Source organism: Pigmentiphaga sp. MLSB6-MA01 (assembly GCF_058793475.1).
Window position 1 is genome coordinate 215,704 of record NZ_JBXAFV010000008.1, and the last position, 18,528, is coordinate 234,231.

An 18,528-nucleotide genomic window follows, 5' to 3' on the forward strand; every position below is an offset into this window, starting at 1 on the left:
AAAACTCGCGGCATCGCGTGCACTGCAATTCTTCGCCCTGCTCGATCTGGATGGACTCGCGCGCCATTACCGCCTCGTCGGATGCGGCCCGCGGCCTGCGTTGTATTCGGCCCAGGCGTCATCCTCTCGCCGCTGATGGTCGGAGTAGGACTCCACCAGCTCCATCCCCTGGCCCTTCATGGCACCGCGCACGGCGTCCATGGCAGCCCGATATCCATCCCGAAAGCAGACATCGCCGAAGCTAGCTATTTCGCCCTCGGGATACTGGAGCACTTCACCGTCCACGTTGGCGCTTGTTCCCCAGGCCTTGCGGACACGCGGCAGGGGGCGAGTGCGCTTCAGTGCTTCGGTCATGCTCCCTCCGTCTTACTCGCAAGGGCCAGGAGCCGGCGACAGTTGCTGTAGCATCTCGATTCGAATGAAGGGGCGCGAGGCGTGACATGGAAAAACCGAAACTGATCGCGGGGGCACTGCTGATCGGGCTTTGCGTGGTAGCTCTCTCGATCTACCTTGGGCTTACCCACAACGACAAGGCCATTCGAGCCGCGTGCGAAGCACGAACCGACGGCAGCGAGAAAAGTGTCGCAGACTGCTTTTTCGCAGCGCAGGTTTATCGCCGGCGCTAGGTCATGCATGTTCGCCTCCCCGTTCGGGGGTGCGGGGGCAGCGTCGATCCACCGACGCGCGCCTTTCAGAACACCTGAGGCATGCGGCATCCCGATAAAAACACCGGCGGAGTCTCCCAGCCACATCGCGCCGTCATCAGAGAGGAATTCGTCGTCTGCCTGAATAACTTCGCCTCGTTGCAACACGCGATACTTGGGCACATCTTCCTGCGGGGCCGCGGGCCTGCCGGCGTAGCTCCGCCCGTCCGTCACCCCCCCAACGCGCAGCGCGCCCAATGCGGCGGTGTCTGCCCTATCGTCTTCGGGCCGGGCATCATCCATATCGCGGGCTGCTGCGCAGAGGCTGGCGACCGCCAGGCCGACCGTGCCACCAAACAGCACGCCCACGACCACCCCCACGATGAAACTGAAAGTCATAGTTGATCCTCCGGCAATGCTGGTGCCTGGACATGCAGAACGATGCCGAGCTGGTCGCGCACGACTTCCACAATGTTTGATGCAACCTCAGGCGTGATCTGAATCGGCGCGGCCGCATCGGGCACGACAAGATTCGCGCGCAGCGCGGGCCGAACGAACAAGCCACGCGGCAGGCTCAGATTGATTCCAACACAAACCTCGTGCGCTTCCAGGACCGGCCGGCCTTTGGCAGTGCGCACGGTCGGCTTGCCCTGTGCCCACTGCCCATTGGGGTCGAACCGCTGCCCCGCCACCAAGTGGAACGACACATCGACGTGTGCTCATGCTGACACCTCGCGGGAGTTCGCATACGATCCAGTCCGAAGGGGAGAATGATGAAAGTTTTCGACGTGTTGGACCGAATTGCTTACTTGTGTGGTGCACTTCTGGCGGTCATCGCTCTGTCGTGGATCTTCGAGCGCTTGGTGAGCCATTTCGGCGCGAACGCAGGCAACTGGGCTGCTTGGGTACAAGCGCTTGGTGCAATCGTTGCGATTGCCGGCGCCGCCTGGATTGGCCTGCATCAGGTTCAGGCGGCCCGTCGCCAGGAGGCAGCACGGCGAAAGCAATCGCTCGAAGCGGTTGTCGAGTTATTTCGACAGTTTGAGATCACTCTGGCTGACACGCTCAAGGAGCTGGAAAGTAAGGGATTCACCGAGAATGCCCGGCTCTACGCTGGAGAGCGCAAGCGAGCTTTGGCGGCGTGCATAAGCGCCATTGACGCCATGCCTCTCCATGAAATCCCCTACGCGTACATAGGACATCGCGCGTTCAACCTGCGCAACGCGATGGACCACGCCCTCGACATTGCGCAGTCGATAGCGGATTTGCGCTTTGACCTTCCAGAAGGTAATGCACGCTTTCAAATACGTCTGGATCTGTTGCGGACTGATGCCGCCAATGGGAAAGCGTGCTACGACGCCATTGCGCGCATTGAAAAAGTCTATGACGGATGGAAAGCGCCAGACCTTCCCAAAAACCAAAAGTGAATGGACCTCATGGCCGCAGTTCCGGATCAATGCCATTGGCCGCAAGAAGCTGGCGCAGGCGGTGGTTATCGTCTAGCGCCGCCAGATGGTCGACGGACCGCTGGTGCAGCGCCGCGGCCTGCTTGACATAGAGCCGCTGGGCCGTGTCTCGCGCGGTGCATGCGCTCTCATGAACATGGCGCGGCACGGTCGGGGTGAGCAGGCGCACGGGGCGCGCCGCCGTGGCGCTGGGTCGCTGGTGCATGCTGGCTCCTACGGATGCTGTACAAGCAGTTCCCGGGCGCGGTCATAGCCGCCTGGTACTCATCGAACTCGGGCGTGCTGGTGGCAGGCCGGCCATACCGGCCCACCGGGTCGAGCATGTGGCGTGCGGCGTGCGCAACCACGAGGCCCCATGGGTACACCGCGCGGCGGATTCCGGCGGACACTAGCGAATAATAGCGGAAATCGGAAACGAACTAAATCGTTGATATTAAAGAAATTTTCTGTCCAATCAAATCCGCCGCCGTCCAGCTTGATGTAATTTTGGAGCAGAAGGTCGCGAGTTCGAATCCCGCCGCCCCGACCAATGAAATCAAGGCCTTAGACGCTTCAACCCGTCTAAGGCCTTCGTCTTTTCCGGCCGATGGGTAAACCGTCGCGGAAGCCGTCACAGGCGCCTATGGGCTGTCGCCGTCGCAGTCGTCCCTGCCAAGCCTCTATCTTTCAGACCCCCAGATACGCCTGCCGGACTTTCTCGTCGGTCAACAGCGACTTCGCGGATCCGCCATGCACGATCCGGCCCGTCTCCATGACATAGCCGCGATCCGCCGTCGACAAGGCCAGGTGGATGTCCTGCTCGACCAGCAACGTCGTCACCCCCTCGCGCTGGATGTCGGCCAATACACTCATCAACTGCTCGACCACCACGGGAGCGAGCCCCAGGCTCATTTCGTCGATCATCATGAGCACGGGCGCGGCCATCAGCGCGCGGGCCATGGCGCACATCTGCTGCTCGCCGCCGGACATGCTGCCGGCAAGCTGCCGGCGCCGGTCCGACAAACGCGGAAACAAGCCGTAGACCTTGTCCAGGTCGCGCGCGATGTCGGCCTTGGCGGTGCGCCGGTAGGCCCCCATCAGCAGGTTGTCCTGAACCGTCATGCGGTCGAAGAGCTGCCGCCCCTCGGGCACCTGCACCATGCCACACGCGAAGGCCTGGTCGGGCGTGGCCCGGGACAACGGGTGGCCGTTCATCACGATGTTGCCGGTGCTGGGCAGGATACGCGAGAGCGCCCTCAGCAGGGTGGTCTTGCCCGCGCCGTTGCTGCCGACCAGGGCGACGATCTCGGCGCGCCGCACTTCGAGGCTGATGTCGTGCAGCACCGGCAGCTCGTCATAGCCGGCGCTCAGGCCTTCGACGACCAGGAGGGGGGCCGCGGGCTCGCTCATGCGCGCTGCTTGCCCAGATAGGCCTGCACCACGTCGGCGTTGGCCAGCACCTCGGCCGGCGCCCCGTCGGCGATCTTTTCACCGTGGTGCAGCACGAGCAGCCGGTCCGACAGGCTCTTGATGGCCTTGATGACGTGTTCGATGACCAGCACGCTGATGCCGGTCGCGCGCACCTTGCGGATCACCTCGATGACCTCGTCGATCTCGACCAGGTTCAGTCCCGCCATGACCTCGTCGCACAGCAGCACCCGGGGCTGCATGGCCAGCGCCTTCGCCAGTTCGAGCCGCTTGCGGCCTGGGCCGCCCAGCTCGTCGGCCCGCTGGCCGGCCGCGCGGCCCAGGCCGACGAAATCCAGGCAGGCGCGGGCCTGCTCCCGGGCCTTGCCCAGGTCGGGCTGGCCGCCATCGCGGCCGAACAGCGCGCCTACCGCGACGTTGTCCAGGACGGACAACCCCGGGAAGGGGCGCATGATCTGGAACGTCCGGCCGATGCCCTGGCGGGCCCGGCGGTAGGCGGGCAGGTGGCCGATCGGTTTGCCCTGGTACAGGATGTCGCCGCTCGTGGGCGCGAGCGTGCCGCTGATCAGGCTGACCAGGGTGGTCTTGCCGGCGCCGTTGGGTCCTATCAGGCCGAGGATCTCGCCTTCGGCCAGCGTGAAGCTGACCTGGTTCACGGCCACCAGCCCCGCGAAGCGCCGCGTGACGTTGCGGATTTCCAGGATGTCGGTCATAGCCTGTGCATCCGGATGTTTTCGATGAAATAGCGCCATCCCGATTTCTTGTAGCGGCGCAGCACATCGGTCAGCCCGCGGGGCATCAGCACCACCGCCGCGACGATGACCATGCCGAAGAACAGGCCCGCGACGCTGGTGATCTCGCTGGACAGCAGCTCGGATATGGCCGACAGGGAAAAGGCGCCGACGACGGGGCCGAGCACGGTGCCCGCCCCGCCGAACACGGCCATGATGATCATCTTGACGTTCAGGCCGATGTCGAACGCGCTTTCCGGATCCAGGAATGTGATCCAGTAGGCATGGATGCCGCCGGCCAGCGCGCTGAACACGCCCGACAGCGCGAACGCCGCCACTTTGTAGAGGGTGGTGTTCACCCCCATGACGGCCGCGCCCTCCTCGTTCTCCCGGATCGCGATCAGGCCGAACCCGAACTTGCTGCGCGTCAGCCACGCGACGGTCAGCGTCGCCAGCACCAGCAGCCCCAGCGCCAATTCGTAGAACAGCGGGTCGTTGTTGAGCGGGGGCAGGACCAGCCCGATGTTCTGGCCAGCCAGTCCGATGTTGGAAACGATGGCCGTCATGACCTGTGCCAGCGCGAGCGTGGCGATGGCGAAGTAGTGGCCGCGCAGGCGCAGCACCGGCATGCCCAGCAGCAGCGCGAAGGCGACCGCCAGCGCGACGCCCAGCGCCAATCCCGCCGCGAAGGGCAGTTCCCACTGCACCATGGCGATGGCCACGCCATAGCTGCCCAGGCCATAGAAAACCGAGTTGCCGAAAGACGCGTAGCCGGCGTACCCGCCGATGATGTTCCAGCCCTGGGCCAGCACGGCCAGCAACAAGGTATTGATGCCGAACTGCACCAGCACGTCCGAGCCATACCAGGGCACGCCGGCCAACACGGCCAGCGCCGCCAGCACCAGGATCGCGCGCCAGGCCTTCATGCCGCTCTGCCAAGCAGGCCGCTGGGCCGCAGGAACAGCACCAGCACCAGGATGCCGAAACTGGCGACATCGGCGAACGTCGGTCCGATGTACAGCGTGGTGAGCGATTCGACGATGCCCAGGAACAACCCGCCGACCATGACGCCCAGGGGGTTGTCCAATCCGCCGATGATGGAAATGGCGAAGCACTTCGCGGTCAGCGTCGCCCCGATGTAGGGATTGATCTGCGAGACGGTTCCATACAGGCCCCCGGCCGCGCCGGCCAGCGCCAGGCCCAGCCCGAACGTGACCGCGTACAGATGGCGGGGCTCCACCCCATAAAGCCGCGCCGCCACGAGGTTCTGCGCGGTGGCGCGGATGGCGCGGCCCAGCCGGCTGTGCAGCAGGAACAGCCACATGCCCAGCGTCAGCGCCAGCGCCACGCCGAAGGCGGCCAGCCGCGCCATGGGCAAGGTCACGGGGCCGGCCGCGTAGCTGTCGCCCGCATACGGAGGATTGATCGTGCGGAAGTCCGCCGAGAAGGCCAGTTGCGCCAGGTAGGTCAGCACGACCTCCAGGCCGAAGGTGATGAGCAGCGTATTGAACATGGGCGCCCGCACCACCAGGTTCAGCAGCCCGCGCTGGAGGGCGTAGCCCAGTATGAACAGGGCTGCGGCCGTGATCGGCAGCCCCAGGAACGGATCCACGCCAAGATCCGTGTACAGATACCAGGACGCGTAGGCGCCCAGCATGATGAACGCGCCATGAGCAAGATTGACGATGTTCAGCACGCCCCACACCAGCGCCAGGCCCTGCGCCATCACCGCATACAGCCCACCGAGCAGTATGCCGTTGACCAGGATTTGCGCGAGCAGGTTCATCACCCGTCCTCCGGCAGTCTTCGAGCCGCCTACCTCGCGTCCCAGGCCGGCATCGGGTATTTGGGCTGCGCGATGAAACCCTTGGCGCCATAGACCTCGGCCAGCTTGTCACCCTGTACCTGGATCACGACCTGCGGCAAGTCGATCTGCCCCTGGGCGTTGAAGGAGATGGGGCCGTACAGGCTGTCGAAGCGGGTCTTGGCCAAGGCGTCGCGCACCTTCTGCGGATTCAGGCTGTTGGCGCTTTCCATGGCCTGGACCAGGGCCTGGACGTCGGCCACGCCCGAAGCGGCGTGGTAGTCCGGGTCATAGCCATACTTCGCCTTGTAGGCCTTGGCGAACTGCTCGGCGTCGCCGAACCAGCGGTCCTTCAAGGCCGCGGACGGGAGCCACGCGGTCATGCCGAAAGCGTAGTCCGCATCGGCGCCGAGCGCCTTGCGGAAGTCCTCCGACGGGACGCCGACCGTGAACGAATACAGCTTGGGCGCGACGGCGAGGCTCTTGGCCTGGCGCACGAAATTCAGGATCTCCGTTTCGTGCCCCGCCACCAATACCGCGTCCACTTTCTTGCTCTTGATCTGCGACAGGAGCGAGGCGAAGTCCGTGGCGTTGGTGCTATAGCGCTCGTCCATCGCGATCGGCAGTCCCGCGGACTTCAGCAACGGCCGGGTGCCCTCGGCGACCGAGACATCGAACGCATCATCCGCGTACAGCAGCGCCACGCTGGCCGGCACGGGCTTGAGCGCCTTGAGCATCTCGACCGTGCTGCCGAAGTAATTGCTGGCCGGCGCCAAGGTGCCGAATATGTATTGGAATTTGCGCGAGAAGATCTGGTCCGAGGCGCCGCCGCCCTGCACCATGGGCACCTTGTACTTTTCCGAGACCGCCGAGTCGGCCAGCGCGAAGTTGCTGGCGAAGGGGCCCAGCAGCAGGTTGACCTTGTCCTGGGTGACGAGCTGCGTATATTGGCGCACGCTCAGGTTCACGTCGGATTGGTTGTCGTAGATCTTGAGCGCCAGCTTGTGGGGCACCCCGCCGATCTTCACGCCGCCGGCTTCGTTGATCTGATCGACCGCGATCTGGTAGGCATCGCGGTAGTAGCGTCCGGTATTGGCGACGGGGCCGGTGAGCTGGATGGACGCACCCAGGACGATGGTCGGCGCCTGGGTGGCTGCCGATGCGCCGGCGCACAGGACGAACGCCAAAGCGGGTAAGGCCCGCAGCAGATGTCGAGACATGATGATGTCTCCTTTCGAGCTTATGAGACCCATTCTCGGACTCATCTGCTTACGTTAACCTGAACCCAAGATATATGTTACGGACCGGGAAGCCACATGACCGCCCGATTCGGGCTCAGCCGTCGCCCCAGACCTCGCGCGCCGTTTCCAGCACGAGCCTGAGCTTGTCGCGCTGGGCGGCCACGGCGATGTCGTTGCCGTGCACGGTGCTGGCAAAGCCGCACTGGGGCGACAGCGCGAGCTGCTCCAACGGCGCGTGGCGCGCGGCCTCGTCGATGCGGCGCTTCAGGTCGTCCTTGGACTCCAGCTCCCCGAACTTGGTGCTGACCAGCCCCAGCACGGCGATCTTGCCCTTGGGCAGGAAGCGCAAGGGACGGAAGTCGCCGCTGCGGTCGTCGTCGTATTCCAGGAAGTAGGCGTCGACATTCATCTCGGCCAACAGGGCCTCGGCCACCGGCTCGTAGCCGCCGCTGGCGGCGAAGGTGCTCTTGAAGTTGCCCCGGCACAGGTGGATGGCCAGGACCATGCCCTCGGGCTTGTGCGCCGCCACCTTGTTGATGAACCGGGCGTAGCGGTGCGGGAGCTCGTCGGGGTCGTCCCCGCGGCCGGTGGCGGCGGCGCGCATGCGGGCATCGCACAGGTAGGCCAGGTTGGTGTCGTCGAGCTGCACGTAGCGGCAGCCGGCCGCCGCCAGCGACTTCAGTTCATCGCCGTAGGCACGGGCGACATCGTCGTAGAAATCGGGATCGAGTTCGGGATAGTGCCGGGCGCTGATGCCGGCGCGGCCGCCGCGAAAGTGCAGCATGGTCGGCGACGGGATCGCCACCTTGCCGACGCTGCCGGGCGCCAGCTGGCTTTGCAGGTATTCGAAGTCGGCGCGCTGGATGTCGGCCACGTGCCGCACCTTGTCGACCACCGTGATGACGGGCGGCGCGAGTTCGGTCTTGCCGTCGGGCCGCTGCACCGCGACCGGTTCGCCGCTCGACACGCCGCCGAGCCGGCGCAGGAAGTCGACGTGGAAATAGGTCCGGCGGAACTCTCCGTCGGTGATGCTTTTCAGGCCGACGTCTTCCTGGAACCTGACGATCTCGGCAATGGCGCGGTCCTCGACTTGCCGGAGCGCCCCGGCGGTGATCTCGCTCCTGGCATGGCGGTCTCGGGCCTCGATCAGGTAGGCGGGGCGCAGGAAACTGCCGACGTGATCGGCACGGAACGGGGGGTTCAGGGGCTGGCTCATGCTCTTACCTCGCTTCGCCGCGCAGCGTCCGGGCGGCGGCCACCATGTTGGTCAGCGCGGGGATGACTTCGGCCCACTGGCGGGTCTTCAGGCCGCAGTCCGGGTTGACCCACAGGCGCTCGGCCGGCACGCGTTCGGCCGCCTTGCGCATCAGTTGCACGATGTGCGCTTCCGTCGGGATGTTGGGCGAATGGATGTCGTACACGCCCGGCCCGATTTCGTTCGGATATTTGAAATCGTCGAACGCGTCCAGCAGCTCCATGTCGGAACGCGAGGTCTCGATGGTGATCACGTCCGCATCCATGTCGGCGATGGCCTGGATGATGTCGTTGAACTCCGAATAGCACATGTGCGTGTGGATCTGGGTCTCGTCGCGCACGCCGTTGGCCGTGATGCGGAACGACTCCACGGCCCAGTCCAGGTATTCCCGCCATTGCGCGCGGCGCAGCGGCAGGCCCTCGCGCAGCGCGGCCTCGTCGATCTGGATGACGTTGATGCCGGCACGCTCCAGGTCCTGCACCTCGGCGCGGATGGCCAGCGCGAGCTGGTGGCACGAGACCGAACGCGGCTGGTCGTCGCGCACGAAGGACCAGTTCAGGATGGTGACCGGTCCGGTCAGCATGCCCTTCATCGGCTTGTCGGTCAGCGACTGCGCGTACTGGATCCAGGCGACGGTCATCGGGTCCGGACGGCTGATGTCGCCGAACAGGATGGGCGGCTTCACGCAGCGGGAGCCGTAGGACTGGACCCAGCCGAACTGGCTGAACACATAGCCTTCGAGCTGTTCGCCGAAATACTCGACCATGTCGTTGCGCTCGGCTTCGCCATGCACCAGCACGTCCAGGCCCAGCGCTTCCTGTTCGCGCACGCTGCGGCCGATCTCGGCCCGCATGGCGGCCAGGTAGCCGGCCTCGTCCAGCGCGCCGGACTTGTACTGGCTGCGCGCCTGGCGGATCTCGGCGGTCTGCGGGAACGAACCGATGGTGGTGGTCGGGAAGGCCGGCAGCTTCAGCAGCGCGGCCTGTTTGGCGGCCCGCTCGGCGTACGCATGCTGGCGACGCCCCACGTCGGCGGTCAGGCGCGCGACGGCGTCCTTGACGACGGGGTTGTGCACGCGCGGCGATGCCCGCCGGGCCTCGATCGCCGCGTGATTGGCGGACAGCGCCGCCTGCGCGGCGATGCGCCCCTCGCGCAGCGCGACGGCCAGCACCTTCAGCTCGTCGAGTTTCTGCAGCGCGAAGGCCAGCCACGGCCTGACCTCGCCATCCAGCTTCTGTTCACTGTCCAGGTCCACCGGCACGTGCAGCAGCGAGCAGGACGGCGCGATCCACAGGCGCTCGCCCAATTGCGCGGCCACCGGCACCAGCCAGTCCAGCACGCCGTTCAGGTCGGTCTTCCAGATGTTGCGGCCATTGATCACGCCCAGCGACACCACGCGATCCGCCGGCAGGCCGGCGATCAGGGGCTCGACTTCCTGGCGCGCGTTGATGGTGTCCAGGTGCACCCCCTGCACCGGCAGCTCGCACACCAGCGGCAGGTTCTCCTGGAGCTGGCCGAAGTATGTGGCCAACAACAGCTTCACCGGGCCGCCCGCGAACGCGGCGTAGGCGGTCCGCAAGGCCTCGCGCCAGGCGGGGGCGAGTTCGGTGACCAACACCGGCTCGTCGATCTGCACCCATTCGGCCCCCTGGGCGGCCAGCGTGGCCAGCAGTTCGACATAGGCGGGCAACAGGCGCGGCAACAGCGCGAGCTTGTCGGAATCGTCCTTGGCCTTGCCCAGCCACAGGTAGGTGACGGGGCCGATGACGACCGGCTTGGCCTTGACGCCCTGCGCGCGGGCTTCGGCCAGTTGTTCGACGTAGCGCGAGGCGTCCAGCGTGAACGTCGTGCCGGCCGTGAACTCGGGGACGATGTAGTGGTAGTTCGTGTCGAACCACTTGGTCATTTCACCGGCGGCAACCCCGCCGCAGCAGGCGGCGTGGGCGTCCGCGGATTCGGCCGAGCGGCCGCGCGCGACGCGGAAGTAATTGTCCAGCGCATCGCCATGGAAACCCTGCACGCGCGCGGGCAGGTTGCCCAGCGTGAAGCTCATGTCGAGCACCTGGTCATAGAACGCGAAATCGCCCACCGGCGCCAGGTCCAGGTCCTGCTGGCTGGCCCAGTTCAACCGGCGCAGCTGCATGCCGAGCGCCTTCAGCTCCTCGCGCGACGAATCGCCCTTCCAATAGCGTTCGAGGCCGAACTTGAGCTCGCGCTTAGCGCCGATGCGCGGAAAACCAAGATTGTGCGTGGTGACCATGAGACCTGCCATCCGATGAATGAGTGCGCGAAACGACGCGGGAAGGCAGTCATGATAGGGACATCCATCAATGAAATAAAATGGCATTATTTCATCGATCCATTATATTTATTCATTCACAACCAGGTGCCGCCCCATGCTCGAACGCATACACCTCGTCATCATCCGGGAAGTCGACCGCCTGGGATCGCTGACCGCCGCGGCCGGCGCGCTGCATCTGACGCAGTCCGCTCTCAGCCATACCGTCAAGAAAATCGAACAGCAGCTCGGCACCGCTATCTGGGACCGCGAAGGCCGCAGCCTGCGGCTGACCCAGGCCGGCCAGTACCTGCTGTCGCTGGCCGAACGGCTGCTGCCGCAGTTCGAACACGCCGAGGCACGCATGAAGCAATACGCGGCGGGCGAACGCGGCACGCTGCGCATCGGCATGGAATGCCATCCGTGCTACCAGTGGCTGCTCAAGATTGTCTCGCCCTACCTGGCGCGCTGGCCCGATGTGGACGTGGACGTCAAGCAGCGCTTCCAGTTCGGCGGCATAGGCGCCCTGTTCGGCTACGACATCGACATCCTCGTCACGCCCGACCCGCTCAAGCGGCCTGGCCTGCGTTTCGATCCGGTGTTCGACTACGAACAGGTGCTGGTCGTGGCCGAAGGCCATCCCTTCGCCGCCCTGCGCTACGTGAAGCCCGAGCAACTGGAGGACGAGACGCTGATCACCTATCCGGTCGAGACCGACCGCCTGGACATCTACAACCAGTTCCTGCGCCCGGCCGGCGTCGCGCCGCGCCGGCACAAGACCATCGAGACCACCGACATCATGCTGCAGATGGTCGCCAGCAACCGCGGGGTCGCGGCCCTGCCGCGCTGGCTGGCCGAGGAATACGCCGACCGCATGCCCGTGGCCAGCGTGAAGCTCGGCAAGGACGGCATCGCCAAGCAGATTTTCCTGGGCACGCGCGAGGCCGACGCGGGCATCGACTACCTGGCCTCGTTCGTGGCCTATGCGCGGGAATCGATGACGCAGGCGCCACGCCCCAGGCGCTGAGGCCTCGCCGATTGCTTCGGATGGTGTTACAAAATGCTTCCGAAACGAACGACAAAAGGATAGTCGCATGTCCGCCCCCGATTTTCCGGTTTTCCGCATCTTCGCGGCCCGCCTGCGATCGGCCTTCGCCGTCGCGGCGCTGGCCCTGCTGGTCGTCAGTTGCGGCGGGTCCGGCGGCCAGCCAGCCGCCCGGGCGGACGTCACCCTGCTCGTCTACATGATGGGCACCAATCTCGAAAGCGAGGACGGATCGGCCACGAGCAACATCGCCGAGATGCAGAGCATCGCGCCCAGCGACCGCGTGAACGTCGTGCTGGCCACCGGCGCCGCCGACAAGGACGGCTGGCGCACCGTCCAGCGCAAGCGCGTGCGCGGCCAGCAGATCGACGTGCTGGACGACCTGGGCCCCGTGGACATGGGCAGCGCCCAGACCCTGCGGGACTTCGTGTCCTGGGGCATGACAACCTATCCGGCCGAGCGGACCATGCTGGTCCTTTGGGACCACGGCGGCGGCCCCAACCGCGGCATAGGATCCGATCCGTTCAGCCACAACTCCCTGTCTCTGGACGACATACGCGGCGCCATCGCCCCCGCCACGCAGGCCGCCGGGCGCAAGCTCGCGCTGGTCGGCTTCGACGCCTGCCTGATGGGCTCGGTCGAAGTCGCCCAGGCGCTGGCCCCCTACGCCGACTACATGATCGGATCGCAGGAACTCGAACCCGGCGCCGGCCAGGACTGGGCCGCGCTGCTGTCGCACCTGACCCGCTCCCCCACCGACAGCACCGCGGCCTTTGGGCGCACCATCGTCGATGCCTTCATCGCCAAGCAGTTGAAGGACGACCCGGCCGCCGAAGCCACGCTGTCGCTGATCGACCTCGGCCGGATAGACGGCGTGGGCGCGGCGCTGGCCGACATCGCCGCCACGCTGAACGGCCAACTGGCCGCCGACCCGGTGCAAACCTGGATCGACATCGCCGAGGCGCGCACGCGAGCCTTCATTTTCGGTTCCGTCCTGCTGTCGCCCGGACCGACGGAGCTGGTCGACCTGCGCATGTTCGACTGGGGTAGCCTCAAGCTGTCCGACGGACAGCGGGAGCGGCTGACGCAGGCCCTGGAACAGGCGGTGGTCCACCAGCAACACACCGCGGCCTTCTCCAATCTCTCGGGCCTGACGTTCTACCTGCCGCAGCGCGTGGCCGAGACCGCGGCCGACACGCGGACCTACACCTCGCTGTCCTTCGTCTCCTCGACCCAGCGCGGCTTCATCCGGCAGCACTCCGACATCGGCCTCGACAACACCCGGCTACCGCTGCCCACCCTGGGCGTCATCGATTGGCACGACGGCACCCCGCAGGCGCCGACCTCGGTCCAGGCGCCGCTGAACGCCGTGAATCGCGCGCTCGTGGCCCAGGATTTCGCCGCGGTCCAGAACGCCGACGGATGGATCACCGCCATCAAGCCCCTGACGGAAAGCACCGTGGACCGGCTCGTCGATACGTCCTTCATGCAGGGCTGGTTCCAGTTGGACGATACCGGCACGCCGGTCTACTTCTCCGCGCTGCCGGATGGCATACGCTTCGCCATCGACTCCCCCGAGAACTTCCTGGTCCCCGTCACCCTGCGCGACAACACCCCCGACGACGACCTTCCCGACGACGACCCGCGCCGCCTGCAACGAGGTCTGCTGATCGTGTCGGACGCGACCGAACCCGGCGTGCTGCGCATCACCGGATTCCTGAACGCCCTGGGGAACAACTATTCCGCGGGCGTGGCGCGTCCGCAGGGCCTGCCCGACGAGGCCTCGGTGCAGCCACTCTGGCTGGCCCAGGACGAAAACAATCTCGGCCACTGGGCCGCACCGCAGGCCAGCGCGGCGGTGCCGTTCGTGCCGGTCACCCACAACCAGCAGATCTCCCGTGGCACTCGCGACCGCTTGCCCTCGGGCGCCCACGCCCGCCTGGGCATCGTCGACGTGCGGGGCTGGATCGGCCTGGATACGCTGGTCTACTAGCCGGTGCGCACTTGAACGCAAGATGACGTTCAAACGCGTACCGGGCGCCGATTCCCTTTGCCGAATGTAGCCTATCGTGGCCGCAAGACTCAGCCGAAGCGGCCGGTAATGTAGTCTTCCGTCGCCTTCTTGGTCGGCTTGATGAAGATCTGGTCCGTCACGCCGAACTCGACCAGCTCGCCCAGGTACATGTAGGCGGTGTAGTCGGAGCAGCGCGCCGCCTGCTGCATGTTGTGGGTGACGATGACCACCGTGTAGTCATTCTTCAGTTCGGCGATCAGTTCCTCGATCTTGGCCGTGGAGATCGGGTCCAGGGCCGAGCAGGGTTCGTCCAGCAGCAGGACCTCGGGCTTGATCGCGATGCCGCGCGCGATGCACAGGCGCTGCTGCTGCCCGCCCGACAGGCTGTGGCCGCTCTGGTGCAGCTTGTTCTTGGCTTCTTCCCACAGCGCGGCCTTGGTCAGCGCCCATTCCACGCGCTCGTCCATCTCGCCCTTGCTCAGGTTCTCGAACAGACGCACGCCGAAGGCGATGTTGTCGTAGATGCTCATCGGGAACGGGGTGGGTTTCTGGAACACCATGCCGACCTTGGCGCGGATCAGCGAGATGTCCATCTTCGAGGTCAGCAGGTTCTCGCCGTCCATGTTGATCTGGCCTTCCGCGCGCTGCTCGGGATAGAGCTCGAACATGCGGTTGAAGGTGCGCAGCAGCGTCGACTTGCCACAGCCCGACGGCCCGATGAAGGCCGTGACCTGCTTCTCGGGGATCTGCATGTTGACGTTGCGCAGGGCGTGGAATTTCCCATAGTAGAAGTTCAGATTCTTGACTTCGAGCTTGGGATTCGAAATGTTGGCGATATTTTCCATGGCGTGTCCGGGGTATCGGCGTCAGGCGGCCTGTTTGCGGAACATGATGCGAGCAATGATGTTGATGGCCAGCACCAGCAGCGTGATCAGCGTTGCGCCGGCCCAGGCCAGGCGCTGCCAGTCGGCGAAGGGACTCATCGCGAACTGGAAGATCGTGACGGGCAGGTTGGCCATGGGTGCGTTCATGTTGAACGACAGGAACTGGTTGTTCAGCGCGGTGAACAGCAGCGGCGCGGTCTCGCCGGCGATGCGGGCCACCGCCAGCAGGATGCCGGTGACGATGCCCGAACGCGCGGCGCGATAGCACACCATGGTGATCATCTTCCAGTGCGGACATCCCAGCGCGATGCAGGCTTCGCGCAGGCTGTTGGGCACCAGCTTGAGCATGTCGTCGGTGGTGCGGACCACGACCGGGATCACGATCACCGCCAGGGCCAGCGTGCCCGCCCAGCCCGAGAAATGCTGGATGCGCGCGACGAACACGGTATAGATGAACAGGCCGATCACGATGGACGGCGCCGACAGCAGCACGTCGTTGATGAAGCGGGTGGCCGGCGCCAGCCACCCGCGCTGGCCGTACTCGGCCAGGTAGGTGCCGGCCAGGATGCCGATGGGCGTGCCGATCAGCGTGCCCATGCCGGCCATCATGACGCTGCCCACCAGCGCGTTGAGCAGGCCCCCGTTCTGGCCGGGAGGTGGAGTGATCTCCGTGAACAGCGCGGGCGATATCGCCGCGGCGCCCTTGGACAGCAGGGTCAGGATGATCCAGAACAGCCAGAAGAGGCCGAACACCAGGGCGATCGCCGACAGGGTCAGCATGACCTTGTTGGTCACCCGGCGGCGGCGGTAGACGGTGTTCTGCATGGTAATGACGGACATCGCGGCTCCTTAGGACCGGGCGCCTTCGCTCTTCGCCAGACGCAGCAGCAAGAGCTTCGAGCAGGCGAGCACGATGGTGGTGATGAGGAAAAGGATCAGGCCCAGCTCGATCAGCGCCGACAGGTGGACATCATCGGAGGCCTCGGCGAATTCGTTGGCCAGCGACGAGGCGATCGAGTTGCCTGGCGCGAACAGCGAGCCGGACAGCCGGTAGGCATTGCCGATGACGAAGGTGACAGCCATGGTCTCGCCCAGCGCGCGCCCCAGTCCCAGCATGATGCCCCCGACCGCGCCGACCTTGGTGAACGGCAGCACCACGCGGTAGACGACCTCCCAGGTCGTGGCGCCCAGCCCGTAGGCCGACTCCTTCAGCATGGCCGGAACGAGCTCGAATACGTCGCGCATCACGGCGGTGATGAAGGGAATGATCATCACGGCCAGGATGATGCCGGCGGTGAACACGCCGATGCCGAAGGCCGGGCCCTGGAACAGGATGCCGGCGCCCGGGATGTTGCCCAGCGTGGCGATCAGCAGGGGCTGCACGTACTGCTTGAACAGCGGGGCGAAAATGAACAGGCCCCACATACCGTAGATGATGGAGGGGATGGCCGCCAGCATTTCGATGGCGGTACCCAACGGCCGGCGCAGCCAGGTAGGCGACAGTTCGGTCAGGAAAAGCGCGATGCCGAACGACACCGGCACCGCGATCAAGAGCGCGATGGCCGAGGTGACGAGCGTGCCGACGATGGGCACCAGCGCGCCATATTCGTTGTTGACGGGGTCCCACTCCGAGGACCACAGGAACGAAATGCCGTATTTCTCGAGCGTGATCTGGCTGCCCACGACCAGCGACACCAGGATGGCGGCCAGCAGGCTCAGCACGGCAAAGGCAAAGAACCGGGTCAGGTTCTTGAACAACGCGTCCATGGCCGCGTTACGGTTTTTCTTCATCGGGGGCGTATTCCCGGTAATAGTCGGCTCGGAGGAAGAATTTCCTCGAATCTCGCCCGGAATGTTATCAAGGACCGCGCTCATGGGAGTTTCCGGAAAAGGAGACAGGTCGCCCCAAGGGGCCTGGAGACGCGAAAAACGGGGCGGACGACTCCGCCCGGCCCCGTTTCACAGCACTATGGCACCTCGGCGGATCAGTACACAGCCTTGCCGCTGGCGTCCTTGATGTCGGACTTCCACAGCGAGCGGATCTGCGTCGTCACCGCTTCGGGCAGCGCCACGTAGTCCAGTTCCGAAGCGGACTTCTTGCCGTTCTTGAAGGCCCAGTCGAAGAACTTCAGGACTTCGGCGCCTTGCGTCGGCTTGTCCTGAGCCTTGTGCATCAGGATGAAGGTGGCGCTGGTGATGGGCCAGCTCTTCTCGCCCGGCTCGTTGTTCAGGATCACGCCCATGCCCGGCGCGCTCTTCCAGTCGGCGTTCGCGGCGGCGGCGGCGAAAGCGGCCTCTTCAGGCTGGACGAACTTGCCGTCCTTGTTCTGCACCTGGCCGTGCGACAGCTTGTTCTGCTTGGCGTAGGCGTACTCGACGTAGCCGATGGCGCCGGCGAACTGCTTGACGTAGTTGGCCACGCCTTCGTTGCCCTTGCCACCCTGGCCGGCGGGCCACTTGACGGCCTTGCCTTCACCCACGGTCGACTTCCAGTCGGCGGAAACCTTGGACAGGTAGTTGGTCCAGCCGAAGGTCGTGCCCGAACCGTCCGAACGGTGGACGACGATGATATCGGCGGCAGGCAGCGTCACGCCGGGGTTCAGCTTGGCGATGGCCTCGTCGTTCCACTTCTTGACCTTGCCCAGGTAGATGTCGGCCAGCAGCGCGCCGGTGAACTTCAGTTGGCCGGGCTGGATGCCTTGCAGGTTGACCACGGGGACGATGCCGCCGATCACGGCCGGAAACTGGACCAGGCCGTTCTTGGCCAGGTCTTCACCGCTCATCGGATCATCCGAGGCGCCGAAATCCACCGTCTTGGCGATGATCTGCTTCTGGCCGCCGCCCGAACCGATGGACTGGTAGTTCACGGTGTTGCCGGTGGCAGCCTTGTAATCGGAGGCCCACTTGGCGTAGATGGGATAGGGGAACGAGGCGCCGGCACCGGTGATGTCGGCGGCATGCGCGGACAACGCGGCAACGCCCAGCGCAACGCCTACCGTGACCTGCTTGAATACGAGTTTGAACATTTTGCAGTTCCTCTGCTTCTGTGGGAGGGAAAACTCACTACGGCGACAGATTACGTAGCAAATATGACATGACCATGACAACAGTCACAGACCTATCCCGGAACTGAAATGCAACCGTACCCTTGACGTATGTCCATCTCAATCAGGGCCGCCGACACCGTCCCAGCGCCCTGTTGCCACCCGGAGTCCCTTCAGAATACCGAGCGATATCCGAACAATGCCGCCGATCCGCCCGTATGGACGAACACGATGCTCTGCCCGGGCCGGTATCGGCCCTCGCGCACCTGGGCAATCAGGCCGGCCATGCCCTTGCCCGAGTAGACCGGGTCCAGCAGGATGCCTTCCTTGCGTGCCAGCAATGTGACAGCCTCGATCATGCCGGGCGTGGGCTGGCCATAGCCGGCGCCGACGTGGCGATCATCGACCCGCACGGCCGGCGCCTCGATGCGGGTCGACAGGCCCAGCAGCGCCGCCGCCTCGTTCGCCAATTTCAGCACGTTGGCCACCTGCGGCGCCTCCGGGGCGCGGACGCTGATGCCTTCCACCGGAATGCCGCTTTGCGTGCCCTCGAACGCCGCCACCAGGCCGGCCTGGGTGCCGGCGCTGCCGGTGCCATGGAACACGGCATCGACGTTCAGGCCCAGCTCGTAGGCCTGTTGCATGATTTCCAGCCCGCAGCCCACGTAGCCCAGGGCACCGATGGGATTGCTGCCACCGCCGGGGATCACGTACG

Annotated in this window: 19 protein-coding genes; 3 read left to right on the forward strand and 16 right to left on the reverse strand. The window is 65.3% G+C overall.

What is annotated here, in order from left to right:
• Positions 1 to 66: 66 nt before the first annotated feature.
• From AC1Q6E_RS15315 to AC1Q6E_RS15325, 3 genes are read right to left on the reverse strand one after another with little or no spacing between them, the layout of a single operon-like run.
• Positions 67 to 354, reverse strand: coding sequence for a hypothetical protein (locus AC1Q6E_RS15315; protein ID WP_492573047.1), 288 nt, complete (start codon positions 352 to 354; stop codon positions 67 to 69).
• On the reverse strand, positions 351 to 1,043 hold the full coding sequence (locus tag AC1Q6E_RS15320; protein ID WP_492573048.1) for a hypothetical protein: 693 nt from the start codon (positions 1,041 to 1,043) through the stop codon (positions 351 to 353). Before AC1Q6E_RS15320 ends, AC1Q6E_RS15315 begins: the two co-directional genes overlap by 4 nt.
• A complete protein-coding gene (locus tag AC1Q6E_RS15325; protein ID WP_492573049.1) occupies positions 1,040 to 1,351 on the reverse strand; it encodes a hypothetical protein in 312 nt (103 codons plus the stop codon). The genes AC1Q6E_RS15320 and AC1Q6E_RS15325 overlap by 4 nt, the downstream gene beginning before the upstream one ends.
• A gap of 66 nt (positions 1,352 to 1,417) precedes the next feature.
• Between AC1Q6E_RS15325 and AC1Q6E_RS15330 the strand changes: the two genes are divergently transcribed.
• The gene (locus AC1Q6E_RS15330; protein WP_492573050.1) at positions 1,418 to 2,071 is read left to right on the forward strand and encodes a hypothetical protein; all 654 of its coding nucleotides are present in this window, start codon (positions 1,418 to 1,420) and stop codon (positions 2,069 to 2,071) included.
• A 7-nt stretch (positions 2,072 to 2,078) separates the two neighbouring features.
• Here the strand turns inward: AC1Q6E_RS15330 and AC1Q6E_RS15335 are convergent, their stop codons facing one another.
• The 8 genes from AC1Q6E_RS15335 to metE all read right to left on the reverse strand — a co-directional run bounded on the left by AC1Q6E_RS15335 (position 2,079) and on the right by metE (position 10,808).
• Positions 2,079 to 2,315 carry a hypothetical protein gene (locus AC1Q6E_RS15335; protein WP_492573051.1) on the reverse strand — a complete coding sequence of 79 codons (237 nt, stop codon included), beginning with the start codon at positions 2,313 to 2,315 and terminating at the stop codon, positions 2,079 to 2,081.
• Positions 2,316 to 2,776: 461 nt separating this feature from the next.
• A complete protein-coding gene (locus tag AC1Q6E_RS15340) occupies positions 2,777 to 3,499 on the reverse strand; it encodes an ABC transporter ATP-binding protein (RefSeq protein ID WP_152800123.1) in 723 nt (240 codons plus the stop codon).
• On the reverse strand, positions 3,496 to 4,230 hold the full coding sequence (locus tag AC1Q6E_RS15345) for an ABC transporter ATP-binding protein (RefSeq protein ID WP_152800124.1): 735 nt from the start codon (positions 4,228 to 4,230) through the stop codon (positions 3,496 to 3,498). Before AC1Q6E_RS15345 ends, AC1Q6E_RS15340 begins: the two co-directional genes overlap by 4 nt.
• Entirely contained in the window at positions 4,227 to 5,174 is a 948-nt protein-coding gene (locus tag AC1Q6E_RS15350) for a branched-chain amino acid ABC transporter permease (protein WP_492573052.1), read from the reverse strand. Before AC1Q6E_RS15350 ends, AC1Q6E_RS15345 begins: the two co-directional genes overlap by 4 nt.
• On the reverse strand, positions 5,171 to 6,034 hold the full coding sequence (locus tag AC1Q6E_RS15355) for a branched-chain amino acid ABC transporter permease (protein ID WP_152800126.1): 864 nt from the start codon (positions 6,032 to 6,034) through the stop codon (positions 5,171 to 5,173). The genes AC1Q6E_RS15350 and AC1Q6E_RS15355 overlap by 4 nt, the downstream gene beginning before the upstream one ends.
• 29 nt (positions 6,035 to 6,063) lie before the next feature.
• Positions 6,064 to 7,272: an amino acid ABC transporter substrate-binding protein gene (locus tag AC1Q6E_RS15360; protein ID WP_152800127.1), complete on the reverse strand. Its 1,209-nt coding sequence runs from the start codon at positions 7,270 to 7,272 to the stop codon at positions 6,064 to 6,066.
• Between the two features lie 115 nt (positions 7,273 to 7,387).
• Positions 7,388 to 8,509 carry a 5-methyltetrahydropteroyltriglutamate--homocysteine S-methyltransferase gene (locus AC1Q6E_RS15365; RefSeq protein ID WP_492573053.1) on the reverse strand — a complete coding sequence of 374 codons (1,122 nt, stop codon included), beginning with the start codon at positions 8,507 to 8,509 and terminating at the stop codon, positions 7,388 to 7,390.
• Positions 8,510 to 8,513: 4 nt separating this feature from the next.
• Complete coding sequence (gene metE, locus AC1Q6E_RS15370; protein WP_492573054.1) at positions 8,514 to 10,808, reverse strand: 5-methyltetrahydropteroyltriglutamate--homocysteine S-methyltransferase; 2,295 nt, start codon at positions 10,806 to 10,808, stop codon at positions 8,514 to 8,516.
• 136 nt (positions 10,809 to 10,944) lie between these two features.
• Here metE and AC1Q6E_RS15375 point away from each other — a divergent pair, with 136 nt between their 5' ends.
• Positions 10,945 to 11,853, forward strand: coding sequence for a LysR family transcriptional regulator (locus AC1Q6E_RS15375; protein WP_492573055.1), 909 nt, complete (start codon positions 10,945 to 10,947; stop codon positions 11,851 to 11,853).
• A gap of 67 nt (positions 11,854 to 11,920) precedes the next feature.
• Positions 11,921 to 13,864, forward strand: a complete 1,944-nt coding sequence (locus AC1Q6E_RS15380; protein WP_492573056.1) for a clostripain-related cysteine peptidase — start codon at positions 11,921 to 11,923, stop codon at positions 13,862 to 13,864.
• 89 nt (positions 13,865 to 13,953) lie between these two features.
• Here the strand turns inward: AC1Q6E_RS15380 and pstB are convergent, their stop codons facing one another.
• From pstB to AC1Q6E_RS15405, 5 genes are all read right to left on the reverse strand, one after another.
• On the reverse strand, positions 13,954 to 14,730 hold the full coding sequence (gene pstB, locus AC1Q6E_RS15385; RefSeq protein ID WP_152800132.1) for a phosphate ABC transporter ATP-binding protein PstB: 777 nt from the start codon (positions 14,728 to 14,730) through the stop codon (positions 13,954 to 13,956).
• Positions 14,731 to 14,751: 21 nt separating this feature from the next.
• Positions 14,752 to 15,609: a phosphate ABC transporter permease PstA gene (gene pstA, locus AC1Q6E_RS15390; protein WP_492573057.1), complete on the reverse strand. Its 858-nt coding sequence runs from the start codon at positions 15,607 to 15,609 to the stop codon at positions 14,752 to 14,754.
• A 9-nt stretch (positions 15,610 to 15,618) separates the two neighbouring features.
• Positions 15,619 to 16,644, reverse strand: coding sequence for a phosphate ABC transporter permease subunit PstC (gene pstC / locus AC1Q6E_RS15395; RefSeq protein ID WP_152800133.1), 1,026 nt, complete (start codon positions 16,642 to 16,644; stop codon positions 15,619 to 15,621).
• 110 nt (positions 16,645 to 16,754) lie between these two features.
• Complete coding sequence (gene pstS / locus AC1Q6E_RS15400; RefSeq protein ID WP_152800134.1) at positions 16,755 to 17,795, reverse strand: phosphate ABC transporter substrate-binding protein PstS; 1,041 nt, start codon at positions 17,793 to 17,795, stop codon at positions 16,755 to 16,757.
• Positions 17,796 to 17,986: 191 nt separating this feature from the next.
• Complete coding sequence (locus tag AC1Q6E_RS15405) at positions 17,987 to 18,523, reverse strand: pyridoxal-phosphate dependent enzyme (protein ID WP_492573058.1); 537 nt, start codon at positions 18,521 to 18,523, stop codon at positions 17,987 to 17,989.
• Between the last annotated feature and the right edge of the window lie 5 nt (positions 18,524 to 18,528).

Excerpts from the sequence above, each read along its gene's own strand:
- AC1Q6E_RS15315 (WP_492573047.1), bottom strand. The coding sequence starts at position 354 with ATGACCGAAGCACTGAAGCGCACTCGCCCCCTGCCGCGTGTCCGCAAG.
- AC1Q6E_RS15320 (WP_492573048.1), bottom strand. The coding sequence starts at position 1,043 with ATGACTTTCAGTTTCATCGTGGGGGTGGTCGTGGGCGTGCTGTTTGGT.
- AC1Q6E_RS15330 (WP_492573050.1), top strand. The coding sequence starts at position 1,418 with ATGAAAGTTTTCGACGTGTTGGACCGAATTGCTTACTTGTGTGGTGCA.
- AC1Q6E_RS15335 (WP_492573051.1), bottom strand. The coding sequence starts at position 2,315 with ATGCACCAGCGACCCAGCGCCACGGCGGCGCGCCCCGTGCGCCTGCTC.
- AC1Q6E_RS15340 (WP_152800123.1), bottom strand. The coding sequence starts at position 3,499 with ATGAGCGAGCCCGCGGCCCCCCTCCTGGTCGTCGAAGGCCTGAGCGCC.
- AC1Q6E_RS15345 (WP_152800124.1), bottom strand. The coding sequence starts at position 4,230 with ATGACCGACATCCTGGAAATCCGCAACGTCACGCGGCGCTTCGCGGGG.
- AC1Q6E_RS15350 (WP_492573052.1), bottom strand. The coding sequence starts at position 5,174 with ATGAAGGCCTGGCGCGCGATCCTGGTGCTGGCGGCGCTGGCCGTGTTG.
- AC1Q6E_RS15355 (WP_152800126.1), bottom strand. The coding sequence starts at position 6,034 with ATGAACCTGCTCGCGCAAATCCTGGTCAACGGCATACTGCTCGGTGGG.
- AC1Q6E_RS15360 (WP_152800127.1), bottom strand. The coding sequence starts at position 7,272 with ATGTCTCGACATCTGCTGCGGGCCTTACCCGCTTTGGCGTTCGTCCTG.
- AC1Q6E_RS15365 (WP_492573053.1), bottom strand. The coding sequence starts at position 8,509 with ATGAGCCAGCCCCTGAACCCCCCGTTCCGTGCCGATCACGTCGGCAGT.
- metE (WP_492573054.1), bottom strand. The coding sequence starts at position 10,808 with ATGGTCACCACGCACAATCTTGGTTTTCCGCGCATCGGCGCTAAGCGC.
- AC1Q6E_RS15375 (WP_492573055.1), top strand. The coding sequence starts at position 10,945 with ATGCTCGAACGCATACACCTCGTCATCATCCGGGAAGTCGACCGCCTG.
- AC1Q6E_RS15380 (WP_492573056.1), top strand. The coding sequence starts at position 11,921 with ATGTCCGCCCCCGATTTTCCGGTTTTCCGCATCTTCGCGGCCCGCCTG.
- pstB (WP_152800132.1), bottom strand. The coding sequence starts at position 14,730 with ATGGAAAATATCGCCAACATTTCGAATCCCAAGCTCGAAGTCAAGAAT.
- pstA (WP_492573057.1), bottom strand. The coding sequence starts at position 15,609 with ATGTCCGTCATTACCATGCAGAACACCGTCTACCGCCGCCGCCGGGTG.
- pstC (WP_152800133.1), bottom strand. The coding sequence starts at position 16,644 with ATGAGCGCGGTCCTTGATAACATTCCGGGCGAGATTCGAGGAAATTCT.
- pstS (WP_152800134.1), bottom strand. The coding sequence starts at position 17,795 with ATGTTCAAACTCGTATTCAAGCAGGTCACGGTAGGCGTTGCGCTGGGC.